Origin of the sequence: uncultured Allobosea sp., assembly GCF_945956895.1 — a bacterium.
Classification (GTDB): Bacteria; Pseudomonadota; Alphaproteobacteria; order Rhizobiales; family Beijerinckiaceae; genus Allobosea.
In genome coordinates, this window is sequence record NZ_CAMFJF010000003.1 from 202,295 (window position 1) to 217,704 (window position 15,410).

Annotated in this window: 15 protein-coding genes and 1 tRNA gene; 10 read left to right on the top strand and 6 right to left on the bottom strand. The window is 66.7% G+C overall.

What is annotated here, in order from left to right; translation table 11 throughout:
* Positions 1-20: 20 nt before the first annotated feature.
* The 4 genes from Q0Q02_RS03550 to Q0Q02_RS03565 all read right to left on the bottom strand — a co-directional run bounded on the left by Q0Q02_RS03550 (position 21) and on the right by Q0Q02_RS03565 (position 2,268).
* Positions 21-449, bottom strand: coding sequence for an Hsp20 family protein (locus Q0Q02_RS03550; RefSeq protein WP_265058332.1), 429 nt, complete (start codon positions 447-449; stop codon positions 21-23).
* A 286-nt stretch (positions 450-735) separates the two neighbouring features.
* Positions 736-812 (bottom strand) — tRNA-His (locus Q0Q02_RS03555).
* Between the two features lie 150 nt (positions 813-962).
* The gene (locus Q0Q02_RS03560) at positions 963-1,775 is read right to left on the bottom strand and encodes a phasin family protein (RefSeq protein ID WP_293806915.1); all 813 of its coding nucleotides are present in this window, start codon (positions 1,773-1,775) and stop codon (positions 963-965) included.
* A 97-nt stretch (positions 1,776-1,872) separates the two neighbouring features.
* Positions 1,873-2,268 (bottom strand): phasin, encoded by a 396-nt coding sequence (locus Q0Q02_RS03565; RefSeq protein ID WP_293806916.1) that lies wholly within the window; start codon positions 2,266-2,268, stop codon positions 1,873-1,875.
* Between the two features lie 224 nt (positions 2,269-2,492).
* Here Q0Q02_RS03565 and Q0Q02_RS03570 point away from each other — a divergent pair, with 224 nt between their 5' ends.
* The 3 genes from Q0Q02_RS03570 to Q0Q02_RS03580 all read left to right on the top strand — a co-directional run bounded on the left by Q0Q02_RS03570 (position 2,493) and on the right by Q0Q02_RS03580 (position 6,101).
* Positions 2,493-5,405, top strand: coding sequence for an ATP-binding protein (locus Q0Q02_RS03570; protein WP_293806917.1), 2,913 nt, complete (start codon positions 2,493-2,495; stop codon positions 5,403-5,405).
* 173 nt (positions 5,406-5,578) lie between these two features.
* A complete protein-coding gene (locus Q0Q02_RS03575) occupies positions 5,579-5,854 on the top strand; it encodes a BrnT family toxin (RefSeq protein WP_293806918.1) in 276 nt (91 codons plus the stop codon).
* Positions 5,823-6,101, top strand: coding sequence for a helix-turn-helix domain-containing protein (locus Q0Q02_RS03580; protein WP_293806920.1), 279 nt, complete (start codon positions 5,823-5,825; stop codon positions 6,099-6,101). Before Q0Q02_RS03575 ends, Q0Q02_RS03580 begins: the two co-directional genes overlap by 32 nt.
* 85 nt (positions 6,102-6,186) lie before the next feature.
* On the opposite strand, the gene mgtE is transcribed toward Q0Q02_RS03580, so the two are convergent.
* Positions 6,187-7,554 (bottom strand): magnesium transporter, encoded by a 1,368-nt coding sequence (mgtE, locus tag Q0Q02_RS03585; RefSeq protein WP_293806922.1) that lies wholly within the window; start codon positions 7,552-7,554, stop codon positions 6,187-6,189.
* Positions 7,555-7,889: 335 nt separating this feature from the next.
* On the opposite strand from mgtE, the gene Q0Q02_RS03590 reads away from it, so the two are divergent.
* The 7 genes from Q0Q02_RS03590 (at position 7,890) to Q0Q02_RS03620 (ending at position 14,648) form a co-directional block, all read left to right on the top strand.
* Positions 7,890-8,552 carry a glutathione S-transferase family protein gene (locus Q0Q02_RS03590; protein ID WP_293806924.1) on the top strand — a complete coding sequence of 221 codons (663 nt, stop codon included), beginning with the start codon at positions 7,890-7,892 and terminating at the stop codon, positions 8,550-8,552.
* Between the two features lie 91 nt (positions 8,553-8,643).
* Complete coding sequence (locus Q0Q02_RS03595) at positions 8,644-9,579, top strand: DMT family transporter (protein ID WP_293806926.1); 936 nt, start codon at positions 8,644-8,646, stop codon at positions 9,577-9,579.
* 180 nt (positions 9,580-9,759) lie between these two features.
* Positions 9,760-10,743 carry a LysR substrate-binding domain-containing protein gene (locus tag Q0Q02_RS03600; protein ID WP_293806927.1) on the top strand — a complete coding sequence of 328 codons (984 nt, stop codon included), beginning with the start codon at positions 9,760-9,762 and terminating at the stop codon, positions 10,741-10,743.
* The gene (locus Q0Q02_RS03605) at positions 10,743-11,435 is read left to right on the top strand and encodes a tripartite tricarboxylate transporter TctB family protein (RefSeq protein ID WP_293806929.1); all 693 of its coding nucleotides are present in this window, start codon (positions 10,743-10,745) and stop codon (positions 11,433-11,435) included. Before Q0Q02_RS03600 ends, Q0Q02_RS03605 begins: the two co-directional genes overlap by 1 nt.
* Positions 11,436-11,438: 3 nt before the next feature.
* Positions 11,439-12,938 carry a tripartite tricarboxylate transporter permease gene (locus tag Q0Q02_RS03610; RefSeq protein ID WP_293806931.1) on the top strand — a complete coding sequence of 500 codons (1,500 nt, stop codon included), beginning with the start codon at positions 11,439-11,441 and terminating at the stop codon, positions 12,936-12,938.
* A 61-nt stretch (positions 12,939-12,999) separates the two neighbouring features.
* Positions 13,000-13,974, top strand: a complete 975-nt coding sequence (locus Q0Q02_RS03615) for a tripartite tricarboxylate transporter substrate-binding protein (RefSeq protein WP_293806933.1) — start codon at positions 13,000-13,002, stop codon at positions 13,972-13,974.
* Between the two features lie 242 nt (positions 13,975-14,216).
* Positions 14,217-14,648: a DUF1236 domain-containing protein gene (locus Q0Q02_RS03620; RefSeq protein WP_293806935.1), complete on the top strand. Its 432-nt coding sequence runs from the start codon at positions 14,217-14,219 to the stop codon at positions 14,646-14,648.
* 104 nt (positions 14,649-14,752) lie between these two features.
* Here the strand turns inward: Q0Q02_RS03620 and upp are convergent, their stop codons facing one another.
* On the bottom strand, positions 14,753-15,394 hold the full coding sequence (gene upp / locus Q0Q02_RS03625) for a uracil phosphoribosyltransferase (protein WP_293806937.1): 642 nt from the start codon (positions 15,392-15,394) through the stop codon (positions 14,753-14,755).
* Between the last annotated feature and the right edge of the window lie 16 nt (positions 15,395-15,410).

Sequence of the window (15,410 nt, forward strand, 5' to 3'; positions counted from 1 at the left end):
GCTGGACGGGTCTCCGTCCTCTACTCCCGGCTCATGATATCGATACGCCGGATGAGCCGTTCCGGTTCCGGCCTGACCAGATCAATCGCGAGCAGGCCGTTCGACAGATCGGCGCCGAGCACCTGCATTCCGTCGGCCAGCAGGAAGCTGCGCTGGAACTGACGGGCGGCAATGCCGCGGTGCAGAAACTGGCGATTCTTGTCGTCGCCCTGGCGCCCCCGGATCGTCAGCTGGTTTTCTTCCAGCGTGATCTCGAGCTGCTCCCGAGCAAAGCCCGCGACGGCCAGCGTGATGCGCAGGCGATCGGGCTCGTCCTCCGTCCGGGGCATCCGCTCGATATTGTAGGGCGGGTAACCCTCGCTCGCGCCCTTGGCGACGCGATCAAGCGCACGCTCGATATCGTCGAAGCCGAGCAGGAACGGATGTGACAGGCTAGGCGTACGCGTCATCTTCCAGGCCCTCGAAAGGCGCCTCACAAACATCGGAACCCGCCGCTGGCAGCATTCCGCAGGCGAAAGGCGAACCCTCCCGCTTGAGCAAGATATGGCGAAGCGCGGAGGTGGCTTCAAGAGGAGCCACCCTTGGCCGGTATCGGAGCGGTCCCCTATGCCGTCATTCTCGGGCGGAGCGACGCTTCGACCCGAGAACCTCATGACGAGAAGGCACTGGTTTCCGAGATGCTCGGGTCAAGCCCGAGCATGACGGCGGCCTTCGAGACGATGTCCGGAAGAAGAATGGTACAGCCACCCCGGCTTGAACGGGGGACCTCTAGATCCACAATCTAGCGCTCTAACCAACTGAGCTATGGCTGCCCAAACACAGGCTACGCGACCGGCCGCCGTGGCGGGGGTCGTCAGCGGCGCGGACCCTAGTGCCGACTCTCCGCTTTTGCAACCGCGTAATTCAACTCCGGCTACGGAATTTCGGCGCGGCCTTCGCACGCGCCGAATCCGGCCGTTCGATCAGTCCTTGCGCAGGGCCGCGTTGGCGGTGCGCGCCAGCTCCTTGAGATGCTCGGCATAGGATTCGTAGCTGCGACGCACGGCCTTGGCCTGCAACGCGATCGCTTCGGAGGCGCTGTTGCTGCGCGCCAGCGTCTGCGCGTCGCCCAGCGTCGCCTCCAGCTCGGCGCAGGCATGGTCGAGCATGCGGGCCTGCAAGGCACCGAAGGCCCGCGCCATGGTGAGCGCCTGGCTCATCACCGTGGCGGTCGCGACGGCCGCCGCCTCGGGCGGGCGCGGCAGGGGCAGCGAATCAAGGGAGGCAGGCTGCTGCGGCGGAGCCACCTTGGCAGCCGGAGCGGGAACGGGCTCCGCGGGCTTGGCAACCGGGGCCACCGGCGCGGCCTGGACGGGCGCAGGCCTGGCAGGCGCCGTTTCGGCGGCAACGGGCTTGACGGGCGTCGGCTTCGCCTCGGCGACGACGGGCCGTGAGACCGCGGCTGCGGGCTTGGCAGCCTTCGCCGCAAGCTTCGGCCCTGCGACCTTCGTCACGGGCTTCTCGACCCTGACCTTGACCGGGGCCGTCTTTTTCGGGGCGCTCGCGACCGGCGGCTTGACGGCAGGGGCGGGCTTGGCGGCAGCCGGCGCGGCCTGGACGACCTTCGGCGGCGCGACAGAGGCAGCCACTGCGACGGGCGCGGGCTTCGCAGGAGCGGCCTCCAGCGGCTTCGCCGTGGATGGTGGTGTCTCGACCGGCGCGGGCGTCAGCGCCTTCACCGGGGACAGGCTGACCGGAACCTTGGACTTGGTCCGGGTCGGAGCAGGCTTGACCATGACAGCTCTCCTTCAGCGGCAAACAGCGAAGGCCGGACCGCGCGGTCCGGCCAGAATAGCGATGAACGGCGCCATGCGGCGCCGAATCAGCGGCGCCTCAGCGGCCCTTGGTCGCCTTGCTGACAGTCTCGGCAGCCTTGGTCGCGGCATCCTGCGCGGCGGTGCCGAGGTCCTTGAGCTGGTTCTGGAGCGCGGCAACCTGCGACTTCAGGAAGTCGGACTGGTGCTGCATCACCTCGGTCAAATCCTTCGACTTCACCAGCTTCTGGGCGAGATCGAACGCGGCCGCGACATTGTTCTCGGCATAGGCGATGGCCTTGCGGGTCGCGTCCTGAGTATTGGCGCGGGCGCTCTCGGCGGAGCCGTGGGCATTATCCACAGCCTTATGGGCAGCGCCCATGAAGCCGTCGAACGCCTTGCGGGCCTGCTCTACGCTGCGCTCGGCGAACTCGCGCATTTCGGTGGGCACTTCATAAGGCAGCTTGCCGTTCATCGAATCCTCCTGTCGAGTGACGATCCATCCCGAGGTCATTGTGCACTGCAATATCATTGTTGCACCGCAGTGACAACAGCGTGACAATTGGCGACGCCAGCCATGTTAACGCTGTTTCGATGAGAAGCGGGAGAGCGATCTTCGGTTCCATGGATTTGCTGCCGTTTGGGGTCTATTAAGGCTTTGTTAGGCATAACGGGCGCGGATCGAACGAGCGGGCAGGCATGAGCAAGGCCGGAGAGGACTGGGCGAAGTGGAGCGTGGCGGCGGCTGAAGACGCCGCCCTTGCATCCTTTGCCGCCGGCGGCGCCCTGCTGCTGTGGGACCCGGCTTCGGAGCAGCCGCATCTCGTCAATGCCGCGGCGCAAGCGCTGCTCGGCGGACAGGCGAGCCTGCCGGCACCGACGCGGCAACGCTTGAACCTCCTGGCCGGCGGCCTGGCCTCCGCCAGCGGCATCCGCCTGGAGCGCCTGCGCCTGACCGCGAGTTTCGCCGCGGTGCCCGTCACCTGCGGCAGCAAGCTGGTTTCGCTGGCTGACGGGCGCTCCGCCCTGGCCATCGCGGTGCAGGCATCCGAACTGCGCCGCCTCGGCATCATCGTTCCCAAGGCTGCCGAACCGGCGCCCGTTGCCGCTCCGGCTCCCGCGGAGGACGCGCCCCGCAACGCAGCGCCCTCCCCCGCCAAGCCGGCGACGGTCCGTTTCCTCTGGCAAAGCGATCGCGAGGGCAGACTGACCAAGCTCTCCGACAATATCGCCATCCTGACCGGGCAACCGGCAGCGGCCGGGCTGATCGGCCGGCGCTGGCAGGACCTGCTCGGCTCAGCCTTCGCCGACAGCGATGGCGGGCTGATCGAGCGCTTCGCCAAGCCTGCGACCTGGAGCGGCCATGGCGTGCTCTGGCGCACCGTTTCGCCTGGCGAGGCCGCGCCGGTCGAGCTCTCCGGCGTGCCGGTGCTCGACGCCGCGCGCCAGCTAGCCGGCTTCCGTGGCTTCGGTATCGCCCGCCTCAACGAGCGCTGCCCCTTCCCGGTGGCCGAGGCCGCGCCCGACGATGCTCCGCAAGCGGCGGCCGATCTCTCGGCCATGGACGAAACGCCTCCCGCAACTTCATCTCACATCGACAACGTGATCGCCCCTGCCGTACCCAGCGCTGCAGATGAGGACGCTCCAGCCATCGGCGAACGTCAGACCGACGAACTCCCGGATTTGTCCGAGGATGACGAGGAGGAGGCAGAAGCAACCGCCACCTCGCCCGCGCCCGGCGAGCCGGAGGAAGAAGCGGCACAGGTGCCCGCTCCCGCAGCACCTGCTGCGCCCGAACCCGATTCGCTGCCCGGCAAGATCGTGCCGCTGCGCAATGGCCACCTGACCGCGATCCGGCCGGTTCTCGAACCGTCGAAGTCGCATCTGAGCTCGGCCGAGCGCAATGCCTTCCGCGAGATCGCCAAGGCGCTGGGCGCGAGGCTTGCCGGCGACGACGAGCCGAGCGCGCCGCGCCTTCCCCCGGTGGCGCCATTGCAGGTCAAGGACAAGGAAGAGATCACTGCCGCGAAACTCGCAGCGGAGACTGAGGCCCTCGCCCCTGCCCGGCAGCGCAACTCCCATGCCGATGTGCTCGACCGGCTGCCGATCGCCGTTCTCGTCAATCGCGGCGACGAGGCGCTCTATGCCAACCGCACGCTGCTCGAACTGCTGGATTATGCCGACCTTGCCGACCTCAAGGCCGGCGGCAAGGTCAGCCGCCTGATCAAGGAGGCCACCCGCACCGACGGCGGCACGATGACGCTGATCGACCGGCTCGGCCATCTCGTCCATGTCGATGCCGTGCTGTCGAGCGTGAGTTGGCAGGACGAGCCGGCGACGCTGATGGCCTTCCGCCATCCGACCGGGGATGGCAGCGAAGTACCGGTGCTGACGCCGGAAGAGGCGGAAGAAGCCGAGCTCGCGGCCGAATTCGCGGCGGAGGAAGCCGAATCGGCGGCACGGGTCGAGGCGCTGCGACTTGATGCCGATGCCCGCGATGCCCGCATCGGCGAGCTCACCGCCATGCTCGATACCGCGACCGACGGCGTCGTCACCGTCGACGATCGCGGGCGCATCCTGTCGCTGAACAAGGCGGCCGAAGCCCTGTTCGGCTACGACCAGCGCGAAGTCACCGGCGAGTTGTTCACCCTGCTCTTCGCCAGCGAGAGTCATGCTCCCGCGCTCGACTATCTCGAAGGGCTGAAGGGTGGCGGTGTTGCTTCCGTGCTCAATGACGGGCGTGAGGTGCAAGGCCGGGTGCGCCAGGGCGGCAAGATCCCGCTGTTCATGACGATGGGCCAGATCGCTCATGGCAACGAGCCGCGCTTCTGCGCCGTGCTGCGCGACATCACCGCCTGGAAGAAGACCGAGGGCGAGCTGGTCGATGCCCGCAAGGCGGCGGAGATGGCCAGCGCCCAGAAATCGGACGTGCTTGCCAAGATCAGCCACGAGATCCGCACCCCGCTCAACGCGATCATCGGCTTCGCCGAGGTGATGGCGGAGGAGCGCTTCGGGCCGATCGCCAACGAGCGCTACAAGGAATACCTGCGCGACATCCACCAGTCGGGCGGCTACGTCATCAGCCTCGTCAACGACCTGCTCGATCTCGCCAAGATCGAGGCCGGCAAGCTCGATCTCGACTTCGTCAGCGTCAACCTGAACGAGATCGCGCTCTCCACAGTGTCGCTGCTCCAGCCGGAGGCGCAGCGCGGCCGTGTCGTCCTGCGCTCGGGGTTGTCGCCGAAGCTGCCGCCGGTCGTCGCCGACGAGCGCTCGATCCGCCAGATCGCGATCAACCTGCTCTCGAATGCAGTGAAGTTCACCGATGCCGGCGGGCAGGTCATCATCTCGACCGCGCTCGGCGACCAGGGCGAGGCGATCCTTCGGGTGCGCGACACCGGCATCGGCATGGACGACGACGAACTCCGGCTTGCGCTCGAACCGTTCCGCCAGGTGCCGACGACGCGCCGCGCCGGCGGCACGGGCCTCGGCCTGCCGCTGACCAAGGCACTGGTTGAAGCAAACCGCGCGGCCATGGCGATCACCAGCGTCAAGAAAGAGGGCACGCTGGTCGAGATCACCTTCCCGCCGCAGCGCGTGCTGGCGAGCTGAAGCAACTCCAAGTCGCCGTCATGCTCGGGCTTGACCCGAGCATCTCGTGACGAGAGGGCGCCCCATCCTGCCGGGACTTCCCGGGTCGAAACTGTGCGTCGCCCGAGAATGGCGACTGCCCCAGGGAGTATCGGGGTTGCGCCCTATACCGAAATCCCGTACCATCCCTAGATATGTCGGAAGACAGATTTGATCCCGCCAAGGACGTGATCAACCGTGAGAAGCACGGGCTGCCGCTGGCTTTCGGCGATCGGGTTTTCGAGGATGGCAATCACCTGATCATCCCCTCCATCCGCGAGATCGATGGCGAAGAACGCTTCAAGGTCGTCGGGATCGTTGGGGGCAAGCTGTTCACCGGCATTTTCGTCTGGCGGGGCGATTGGCCTCGCTTCATCTCGGTGAGAAGGAGCAATAAAGGTGAAGAACGAGCCTACCGCTCTTCCTGCTGATGCCGCCGATGCCGAAGATTTCAGCGCATCAGCCAAGGCGCTGGACCGCGGCCAGCGCGCACGCCTGATCCGCCAGACGCGGACCGGGCTCGGCCTGTCGCAATCCGAGTTCGCTACCCGTTTCCGGGTTCCGGTTGGCACGCTGCGCGATTGGGAGCAGGCACGGGCGACGGCGCCGGATTTCGCCATCGCCTATGTGCGCGTGATCGGCCAGCATCCGGAGATGGTGGCGAAAGCAGTCGCCTAGCCTGCATGGCGGCCGAGAACGCGCCTCGACCTCCCAGAGTGTCTCGGGTCGAAGCTGCTTCGCCCGAGAATGGCGGCCCTCTGCCTTACAGCAGCGTCCCGGTCAGGATCGCGGCAGCGACGCCGAAATAGATCACCAGGCCGGTGACATCGACCAGCGTCGCGACGAAGGGCGCCGAGGCGCTGGCCGGGTCGAAGCCAAGCCGCTTCAGCGCAAAGGGCAGCATCGAGCCCGCGAGCGAGCCGAAGGTGACGATGCCGACGAGCGCGCCGCCGACCGTCGCGGCAATCAGGATCCAGTGCGGCCCGTAATCGTAAAAGCCGAGCCACTGCCACGCGATGATCCGGACCACGCCGATCACGCCGAGAATGCTGCCGAGCGTCAGGCCGGTCGGCAATTCGCGCAACGCGATCCGCCACCAGTCCTTCAGCGTGACTTCGCGCAGCGCCAGCGCCCGGATGATCAGCGAGGTCGCCTGCGAGCCGGAATTGCCGCCCGAACTCATGATCAGCGGGATGAACAGCGTCAGCACGAGCGCCTTCTCCAGCTCGCCCTCGAAGAACTGCATGACGGAGGCCGTCAGCATCTCGCCGACCAGCAGGATCGAGAGCCAGCCGGCGCGCTTGCGGATCATCGCGACGAAGCCGATCTCGTTATAGGGCTCGTCCAGCGCCTCCATGCCGCCGAGCTTCTGCACGTCCTCGGTCGTCTCGGCGATCATCGCGTCGATGACGTCGTCGAAGGTCACGATGCCGATGACCTGTTCATCCGCATCGACGACGGGCACGGAGAGCAGGTCGTATTTGGTGATGAGGCGAGCGACCTCCTCGCGATCGATCTCGGCGGTGACGCAGATCGGCTTGTGCGCCGGCACGACCGACTCGACCGGAGCCTCCGGGTCGCCGCTGATCAGGCGGCGCAGCGAGACGGCGCGCACCAGCTTGCGGGTCACCGAATCGAGCACGTAGATCGCGTAGACCGTCTCGCGCGAGCGCTCGACGCGGCGGATATGGTCGAGCGTCTGCTGCACCGTCCAGTTCGAGGGCACGCTGACGAACTCGGTCGTCATGATCGAGCCGGCGCTGTGCTCGGGATAGGCCAGCAGCTTCTTCAGATCGGAGCGGGTCTGGCGGTCGATGCGACCGCTCAGGCGCGCCTGCGTCTCCTCGTCGAACTCCTGGAAGACGTCGGCCGCCCGGTCCGCCGACATGGCGGAGAGCAGCGAGCCGGCGCGCCGATCCGGCAGCAGCGCCAGCGCCTCGGCGGCGGCGGTGAGTTCGGGCTGGTCGAGCACCTCGACGGCGCGCTCGAACGGCAGTTCGCCCAGGACATGCGCGATGGTCGCATCATCCTGATCGTTCAGCGTCTCGACGATATCGGCGACGTGTTCCTGCGCCAGCGTCTGGGCCAGCGTCACGGCAAGGAGATCCGTGGTGGCGGCGGTATCATTCATGGCTCTGTTCCTTGCGATCGGGCCGTCGTGGCCGGACCGCAGGCGAGCCGGGGGACCCGGTCAGGCGCGCGAGACGGCGGCAGACGGCTTCGACTGTCGGCTGGGACTGTCGCTTGGCATCGGGTCGGGGTTTCCTGTGAGCAGCCGGCCGCAGAGGCCGGAAGCAGGAGGCCAATGCACCTGTAAGGCGCCCGCGTCAAACGGTTTTTGCTGCGCGTGGAGAGCAATCATCGGCATTGGCTGACGCCACTTGTCCGGCCTATGGTCGCGGGTGACGAACCGGCAGCATGAGCCGGCCTCCGTCGCCGTTCGCACTCTCTCGCCGGATCCCGCCGATGTCCCTGACCATCTATGGCTGTTACCGCTCGCGCGCCTCGCGCAACATCTGGCTCGCCAACGAGCTCGGCCTGCCCTTCAATCATGTGCCGGTGATCCAGGTCTATCGCCTGCCCGATCCGAACGCGCCCGGCGTGCCGCTGCATACCCGCAGCGCCGATTTCCTGAAGGTCAACCCGAACGGCCATATCCCGAGCATCGACGACAACGGCTTCAAGCTGCACGAGTCGCTGGCGATCAACCTCTATCTCGCCCGCAAGCATGGCGGCCCGCTCGCGCCCAAGGACGCGCAGGAGGAAGGGCTCGCCATCATGTGGTCGCTCTGGGCCGCGACGGAATGCGAGACGAACGCCCTCAACCTGCAGCAGCACCTTGCCGCTTTCCCGCCGGAGAAGCGCAAGCCGGACGTGGCCGAGGCCTCGCTCGCAGCCCTGAAGGCTCCCTTTGCCGTGCTCGACCGCGCGCTGGCCGAGGGCAAGGGCTATCTCGTGGGCGGACGCTTCACCGTAGCCGACATCAACGTCGCGGAGGTGATCCGCTACGCGAAGCCAGCGACGCAGCTCTTCGACGCCAATCCGAACGTGAAAACCTGGCTCGATGCCTGCCAGGCACGGCCGGCCTTCCAGGCCATGTGGCAGGCGCGCGACGCCGAAGCCGCCTGAGCGGGCAGACACACGCAGAATACGGGTGGCCGGGCTTCGCTCGGCCACCTACTGACGCGGAATGACCCGGCCCAAGAGCAGAGCTTCCGCCATGACACAGCCGACCTCTCCCTCCGCGCTGCGCATGGGCCCGATCGAATGGCTCATGCTGATCGCCCTGTCGATCCTGTGGGGCGGCTCGTTCTTCTTCAACAAGCTGACCGTGGCAGAATGGCCGCCCTTCGCGGTGGTGCAGGTGCGCGTCGGCCTCGGGGCGCTGGCGTTGCTGCTCGTCGTGCGAATCGCCGGGCAGTCGATGGCGGTCGGACGCGAGTTGTGGATTGCCTTCTTCGGAATGGGCATCCTCAACAACCTGATCCCGTTCAGCTTGTTTCTCTGGGGCCAGCAGCAGATTGCCAGCGGCCTCGCCTCGATCCTGAACGCAACCACGCCGATCTTCGCGGTCCTGGTGATGCATTGCTTCGGCAACGAGAAGGCGACGGGCTTAAAGCTCGGCGGCGTGCTGGCCGGGCTCATCGGGGTCGCCATCCTGATGGGCCCCGACGCGATCAGCGGGCTCGGCTCCAATCTCGCGGCGCAGATCGCCTGCATCCTCGCTGCTGTCTCCTACGCCTTCTCCGGCCTGCTCGGCCGGCGCTTCCGCGGTGTGTCGCCGCTGGTCGCCGCCACGGGCCAGCTCACGGCCTCGACCTTGATGATGATCCCGATCGTCTTCGTCATGCATCCGCCCTGGACACTGCCGGTGCCCTCGCAGACGGCGTTTCTCGCGCTCGTCGGCCTAGCGCTGATCTCGACGGCGCTGGCCTATCTGCTGTTCTTCCGGATCATGCGCACGGCCGGGCCGAGCAACGTCATGCTCGTCACGTTCCTGATCCCCGTCAGCGCGATCCTGCTCGGTTCCGGTCTGTTGGGCGAGGATCTGCTGCCGCGCCATTTCGCTGGCATGGCGGCAATCTTCGTCGGCCTCGCGCTCATTGACGGGCGCATCCTGCGCATCGCCCAGGCGAAACCGGCTCCGATCTCCTGAACCACATCGTCTTCCGGAACCATCCCCAGCCGGACGCCCCGATCCACCCCTCAGCCGAAAGGCTTTGTTGCCAAAAGATTATGAATTTCTGTAGGGTCGACACCTTGGCCGGAACCGCTATTGGCCACGGCCACCGATAGAGATATCGCGGCAAGCGATACACGGGACAGGGGACGGCTTATGGATGTGCGGCAACTGCGATGTTTCATCGCGGTGGCGGAAGAGCTGCATTTTGGTCGCGCGGCCGAACGCCTCGGTGTGGCGCCCCCTGCGCTGTCGCGCCAGATCAGCGCCCTCGAAGATGAACTTGGCGTCGCCCTGCTGACCCGCACCACCCGGCAGGTCGCGATGACCCGTGCCGGGCTGATCATGCTCGAGGAGGCCAAGGGCATCCTCGTCAAGATGGAGCATGCCTCGCGGGCCGTGCGCGAAGCCTCGCTCGCCTCCGGCAAGGTCTTGCGCGTCGGGGCCATCGATGCAGCCTCGTCCAGTTTCGTGCCGGAAGCGCTGATGGCTTTCCGCGCCCGCTTCCCCGGCGTCGAGATCAAGTTCGTCGAGGCGATGACGGCGGCGCTCGTCCAGATGCTGGAGGCCGGCAAGCTCGATCTGGCATTGACCCGCCCACCACGCAAGCCGACCGACTGCGCCTTCGAGATCCTGCGGGTCGAGCGCCCGATCGTGGTGCTGCACGAGAATCACCCGCTCGCGGCGCGCGAGCACCTGACGATGCTCGACCTCGTCGGCGAGCCTTTCGTCGTGCCCTCCAAGCGCATCCGGCCCTATGCCTACGATCTGGTCATGGCCTATTTCGAGAGCGTCGGCGCGGTCCCGAACGTCACGATCGAGGCGACAGAGAAGCCGGCGATGATGTCGGCGGTCGCCGCGGGGCTCGGCATGGCGCTGGCTCCGGACTGGGTTTCGCGCCTGTCCTTCCCCGGCGTGACGATGCGGCGCCTGCGCGGCGCGATGCTCGATCCCCCGCCGCCCGGCGCGCTCGTCGGCGTTTCCTGGCGGCCGCAGCAGAAGCTGCCCTCGCGTGACGACTTCCTCGCGATCCTCAGGAAAAGCGTGACGCTGCTCGACGAGCGCCACGTCCTGCCCTTGAGCCCGCCCAAACCACTGAAACGAACAGCCCGCACCGGGTCGTCAGTCGGAGGAGCCTGATGAGTTTGAACCAGATAGAACAGGCCCAGGGCCTGCGCGTGCGATCGACGCAGGATCTGGCCGGCGGCCTGTTCATGATCCTGCTCGCGGTCGGTGCCTTCGTCTTTTCCTGGGACCTGCCTGCCGGCACGCTGCGCCAGCTCGGGCCCGGCATGCTGCCCAAGGCCTTCGCGGTGATCTGCGGCGCGCTCGGCCTGATGCTGGCGCTGGCCTCGCTGCGCTATCACGGCGAGCAACTCTCGGGCTGGTCCTGGAAGGGCATCTTCTTCGCGCTCGGCGGGGCCTTGCTATTCGGGCTGACCATCCGCGGCTTCGAAGTTAACGGCTTTCTGGCCCGCGTCATCGCCGCCGGGTTGATGGGCGCCGCCGCGACGATCATCCTCAGCTACCTATCTCCCTTGAATAATCCGCTGTCGCTGAAGCTCGGCCACCGCAATGCCGCAACGTCGATATTTGCGTTGCTGTTCCTGATCGCGCTCATTCTCTACCCCGTAACCACGATCAGCGTCCCGGCGCTGGGGCTGCTGGTCTCCGGCCCGCTGCTGATCTTCTTCTCCGGACTTGCCGCCGATGACCGCAAGCCGAAGGAACTACTGATCTTCGCCGTGGCCATGTCGCTCGGCTGCATCCTGCTGTTCAAATACGCGCTGAGCCTGCCCATCCCGCTTGCGCCCTGGCTGCTGGGTATCTGACCGATGGACATGTTCTCCAATCTCGCACTGGGCTTCGGCGTCGCGCTGACGCTGAAGAACATCGCGCTCTGTTTCGCCGGCTGCCTCGTCGGCACGCTGATCGGCGTGCTGCCCGGCGTCGGGCCAATCGCCACGATCTCGATCCTGCTGCCGATCACCTTCGGCCTCGACCCGACCGGCGCGCTGATCATGCTCGCCGGCATTTATTACGGCGCGCAATATGGCGGCTCGACCACCGCGATCCTGGTCAACATCCCCGGCGAGGCGACCTCGGTCGTGACCACGCTGGACGGCCACCAGATGGCCAAGCAGGGCCGCGCCGGCGTGGCGCTCGGCACGGCCGCGATCGGCTCCTTCTTCGCCGGCTGCGTCGCCACCGTGTTCATCGCCGCGCTCGGCGCGCCCCTGACCAAGATGGCGCTGCTCTTCGGCCCGGCCGAGTATTTCTCGCTGATGGTGATGGGCCTGTGCTTCGCGGTGGTGCTGGCGCGCGGCTCGATCCTCAAGGCCTTCTGCATGATCATGCTGGGCCTGCTGTTCTCGACCGTCGGCACCGACCTCGAAACCGGGCAGGAACGCCTGACCTTCGGCATCGCCTCGCTCTCGGACGGCATCGACTTCTCGGTGCTTGCGATGGGCGTATTCGGTTTCGCCGAAGTGCTGCGCAATCTCGAGAGCCCGGAGGCGCGTGACGTCGTCAAGAACAAGATCGGCCGATTGCTGCCGGGCTGGGACGACATCAAGCAATCCGCCGCCCCGGTGCTGCGCGGCACCTTCATCGGCGGCATCCTCGGCATCCTGCCCGGCAACGGCGCCGTGCTCGGCCCCTTCGCCAGCTATACCGTCGAGAAGAAGATCGCCAAGGATCCCTCGCGCTTCGGCAAGGGGGCGATCGAGGGCGTGGCGGGGCCGGAATCGGCCAACAATGCCGGCGCACAGACCGCCTTCATCCCGCTGCTCACGCTCGGCATCCCGCCGAATGCGGTGATGGCGCTGATGGTCGGCGCGATGACGATCCACGGCATCATCCCCGGTCCGCAAGTCATGACCCGCAATCCGGAGCTGTTCTGGGGCATGGTCGCCTCGATGTGGATCGGCAACCTGATGCTGCTGATCATCAACCTGCCGCTGGTCGGCATGTGGGTGAAGCTGCTGCAGGTGCCCTACCGGCTGATGTTCCCGGCGATCCTGATCTTCTGCTGCATCGGCATCTACTCGGTGAACAACCAGCCGCTCGACGTCGCCTTCACGGCGCTGTTCGGCCTGTTCGGCTACCTGCTGATCAAGCTCGGCTTCGAGCCGGCGCCGATGCTGCTCGGCTTCGTGCTGGGCAAACTCATGGAGGAAAAGCTTCGGCAGGCGCTGATCATCTCGCGCGGCTCGTTCATGACCTTCGTCGAGCGGCCGATCTCCGCGGGGCTGCTGGTGGTTGCCGTGGTCGTGCTCGCGATCGCGCTGCTGCCCTCGATTTCGAAGAAGCGCGACGAAGTCTTCACCGAATGACGGGGTTGCCGCTGCGGCGGCGCCCAGTCTCGATTCACGCAACGTCCAGGGAGAAATACGGATGAAGAAGCTCGTTCTTGGCCTTGCCGCGGCTGCCGCGCTGGCCGTCGCCGGCGCCGCGCAGGCGCAGGGCTATCCGACGAAGCCCATCACCATGATCGTGCCCTTCGCGGCCGGCGGCCCGACCGACATCATCGCCCGCATCGTCGCCGACAACATGTCGAAGACGCTCGGCCAGCAAATCGTGATCGAGAACGTCGCCGGCGCCGGCGGCACGACCGGCATCGCCCGCGCCGTGACGGCCGCGCCCGACGGCTACACGATCGCGATGGGGCATCTCGGCACCTTCTCGGCGGCGCCAGCGACCTATCCCGGCCTCAAGTATGACCCGATCAACGGCATGCAGACGATCGGCATGGCCGGCGGCACGCCGATCCTGATCGTCGCCCGCAAGAACCTCGAGGCGCCCGACCTCAAGGCCTTCGTCGCCGCCGTGAAGGCCAACCCGGACAAGTTCAACGAAGCCCATGCCGGCCTCGGCTCGGTCTCCTGGACGACCTGTACGCTGCTGAAGGGTATCCTCGGCACGCCGAAGATCAACGCCGTCGCCTATCGCGGCACCGGTCCGGCCCTGAACGACCTCGTCTCCGGCCAGGTCGACTTCATGTGCGACCAGATTGTCTCGGTCGCCGAGCAGGTCCGCGCCAACACCATCAAGGCCTATGCCATCGCCTCGGCCCAGCGCTCGCCGGCGCTGCCCGACGTTCCGACCACCAAGGAAGCCGGCCTGCCCGAATACCAGATCGAAGCCTGGAACGGCATCGCCGGCCCGAAGGGCATGCCGAAGGAGGCCGTAGACAAGCTGGTCGACGCGCTCGGCAAGGCGCTCAACGACGAAGGCACCAAGAAGCGCCTGCTCGATCTCGGCACCGTGTTGCCGACGGCCGAGGAGCGGACGCCCGCCGGCTTCGCCGCCCTGATCAAGCGCGACGCCGACAAGCTCACGCCCGCGCTCTCGGCCGCGCCGAAGCAGTAATCCGTCTCATCATCGACATGCAGAACGGCGGGCCTCATGGGCCCGCCGTTTTCATTTCCGGGCTCCGATTCGGTTCGGCTGACGGCAAGCGGTCTTTTGACGTAACCGAGCAAGCCATTGTCAAAAATGGGCTTTCTTTGCTCCGTTATCGAGCGTTAACATCTCGTGACCCGATTTCCGGGAACGCCCCCCCGCACGCCTTGGTTGTCTCCTCGAAGGTTCGCTTCGAAAGGAGACATATCATGTTCAAGAAGCTTGCTCTTGTCGCCGCCCTGACCATCACCCCGGCGGTCGCCTTTGCGCAGAACCAGCCTTCGGGTGGCGCGGTCGGCGGCGCGACCAGCGGTGCCGCGACCGGTGCGGTCGGTGGCGCCATCGTCGGCGGCCCGGTCGGTGCGGTTGTCGGCGGCGTCGGCGGCGCCGTGGTCGGCGCGATCGTCGGCGATGCGGCCTCGCCGCGCTTCCGTACCTATGTCGTCGAGCAGCGCGTGCCGTCCTATAGCTATGCCGAGCCGGTCGCGGTCGGCACGGTCTTACCGCAGCAGGGCGTCGTCTATCAGCGCCTGCCGGCCGAGTACGGCCCGTCGGCTTCGAACTACAGCTATACCGTGGTGAATGACCGCACGGTCATCGTCGAGCCGCAGACGCGCCGCATCGTGCAGATCATCGAATAACGCCGCCACGATCCGAAGGACGGGCGGTTTCAACTCCAGACACGCCCGTCTTTCAGGTCAGCCCGCTCCAGAAACGGGGCGGGCTGCTTTGCGTCGGGGGGAGTTCAGCGCGTGCCGAACATGCGGTCGCCGGCATCGCCGAGGCCCGGAACGATATAGCCGTGGTCGTTCAATCGCTCGTCGATCGCCGCCGTCCAGATCCGGATATCGGGATGGGCGCCGCGCAGACGAGCGATGCCCTCCGGCGCCGCCAGCAGGCACATGAAGCGCAGGTCCCTGGCGCCACGCTCCTTCAGGCGCTCCACCGCCGCCACGGCGGAGTTCGCCGTGGCCAGCATCGGGTCCATCACCACGATCATGCGATCGGCGATGTCGGACGGAGCCTTGAAATAGTACTCGACGGCCTGGAGCGTATCGGGATCGCGGTAGAGGCCGATATGGGCGACGCGGGCCGCCGGGACGAGCTCCAGCATGCCGTCGAGAAAGCCGACGCCGGCGCGCAGGATCGGGGCGAAAACCAGCTTCTTGCCGGAGATGACCGGCTGCATCGACTTCTGCAGCGGCGTCTCGATCTCGATCAATTCGGTCGGCAGATCGCGCGTCACCTCGTAGCAGAGCAGCATGCCGATCTCGTTGAGGAGCTGGCGGAAGCTCTTGGTGGAGCGATCCTTCTCGCGCATCAGCGTGAGCTTGTGCTGGACCAGCGGATGGTCGACGACGGTGACGCCGTCCTGGCTCGAAGTCATACGCCGGTTACCCCTC

What these genes read in the sequence shown, in the direction of transcription:
- Q0Q02_RS03595 (WP_293806926.1), top strand. Translation starts at nt 8,644, where the DNA reads ATGACACAGCCGACCTCTCCCTCCGCGCTGCGCATGGGCCCGATCGAA.
- Q0Q02_RS03550 (WP_265058332.1), bottom strand. Translation starts at nt 449, where the DNA reads ATGACGCGTACGCCTAGCCTGTCACATCCGTTCCTGCTCGGCTTCGAC.
- Q0Q02_RS03610 (WP_293806931.1), top strand. Translation starts at nt 11,439, where the DNA reads ATGGACATGTTCTCCAATCTCGCACTGGGCTTCGGCGTCGCGCTGACG.
- Q0Q02_RS03560 (WP_293806915.1), bottom strand. Translation starts at nt 1,775, where the DNA reads ATGGTCAAGCCTGCTCCGACCCGGACCAAGTCCAAGGTTCCGGTCAGC.
- Q0Q02_RS03605 (WP_293806929.1), top strand. Translation starts at nt 10,743, where the DNA reads ATGAGTTTGAACCAGATAGAACAGGCCCAGGGCCTGCGCGTGCGATCG.
- Q0Q02_RS03565 (WP_293806916.1), bottom strand. Translation starts at nt 2,268, where the DNA reads ATGAACGGCAAGCTGCCTTATGAAGTGCCCACCGAAATGCGCGAGTTC.
- Q0Q02_RS03590 (WP_293806924.1), top strand. Translation starts at nt 7,890, where the DNA reads ATGTCCCTGACCATCTATGGCTGTTACCGCTCGCGCGCCTCGCGCAAC.
- Q0Q02_RS03570 (WP_293806917.1), top strand. Translation starts at nt 2,493, where the DNA reads ATGAGCAAGGCCGGAGAGGACTGGGCGAAGTGGAGCGTGGCGGCGGCT.
- Q0Q02_RS03615 (WP_293806933.1), top strand. Translation starts at nt 13,000, where the DNA reads ATGAAGAAGCTCGTTCTTGGCCTTGCCGCGGCTGCCGCGCTGGCCGTC.
- Q0Q02_RS03575 (WP_293806918.1), top strand. Translation starts at nt 5,579, where the DNA reads ATGTCGGAAGACAGATTTGATCCCGCCAAGGACGTGATCAACCGTGAG.
- upp (WP_293806937.1), bottom strand. Translation starts at nt 15,394, where the DNA reads ATGACTTCGAGCCAGGACGGCGTCACCGTCGTCGACCATCCGCTGGTC.
- Q0Q02_RS03600 (WP_293806927.1), top strand. Translation starts at nt 9,760, where the DNA reads ATGGATGTGCGGCAACTGCGATGTTTCATCGCGGTGGCGGAAGAGCTG.
- Q0Q02_RS03620 (WP_293806935.1), top strand. Translation starts at nt 14,217, where the DNA reads ATGTTCAAGAAGCTTGCTCTTGTCGCCGCCCTGACCATCACCCCGGCG.
- mgtE (WP_293806922.1), bottom strand. Translation starts at nt 7,554, where the DNA reads ATGAATGATACCGCCGCCACCACGGATCTCCTTGCCGTGACGCTGGCC.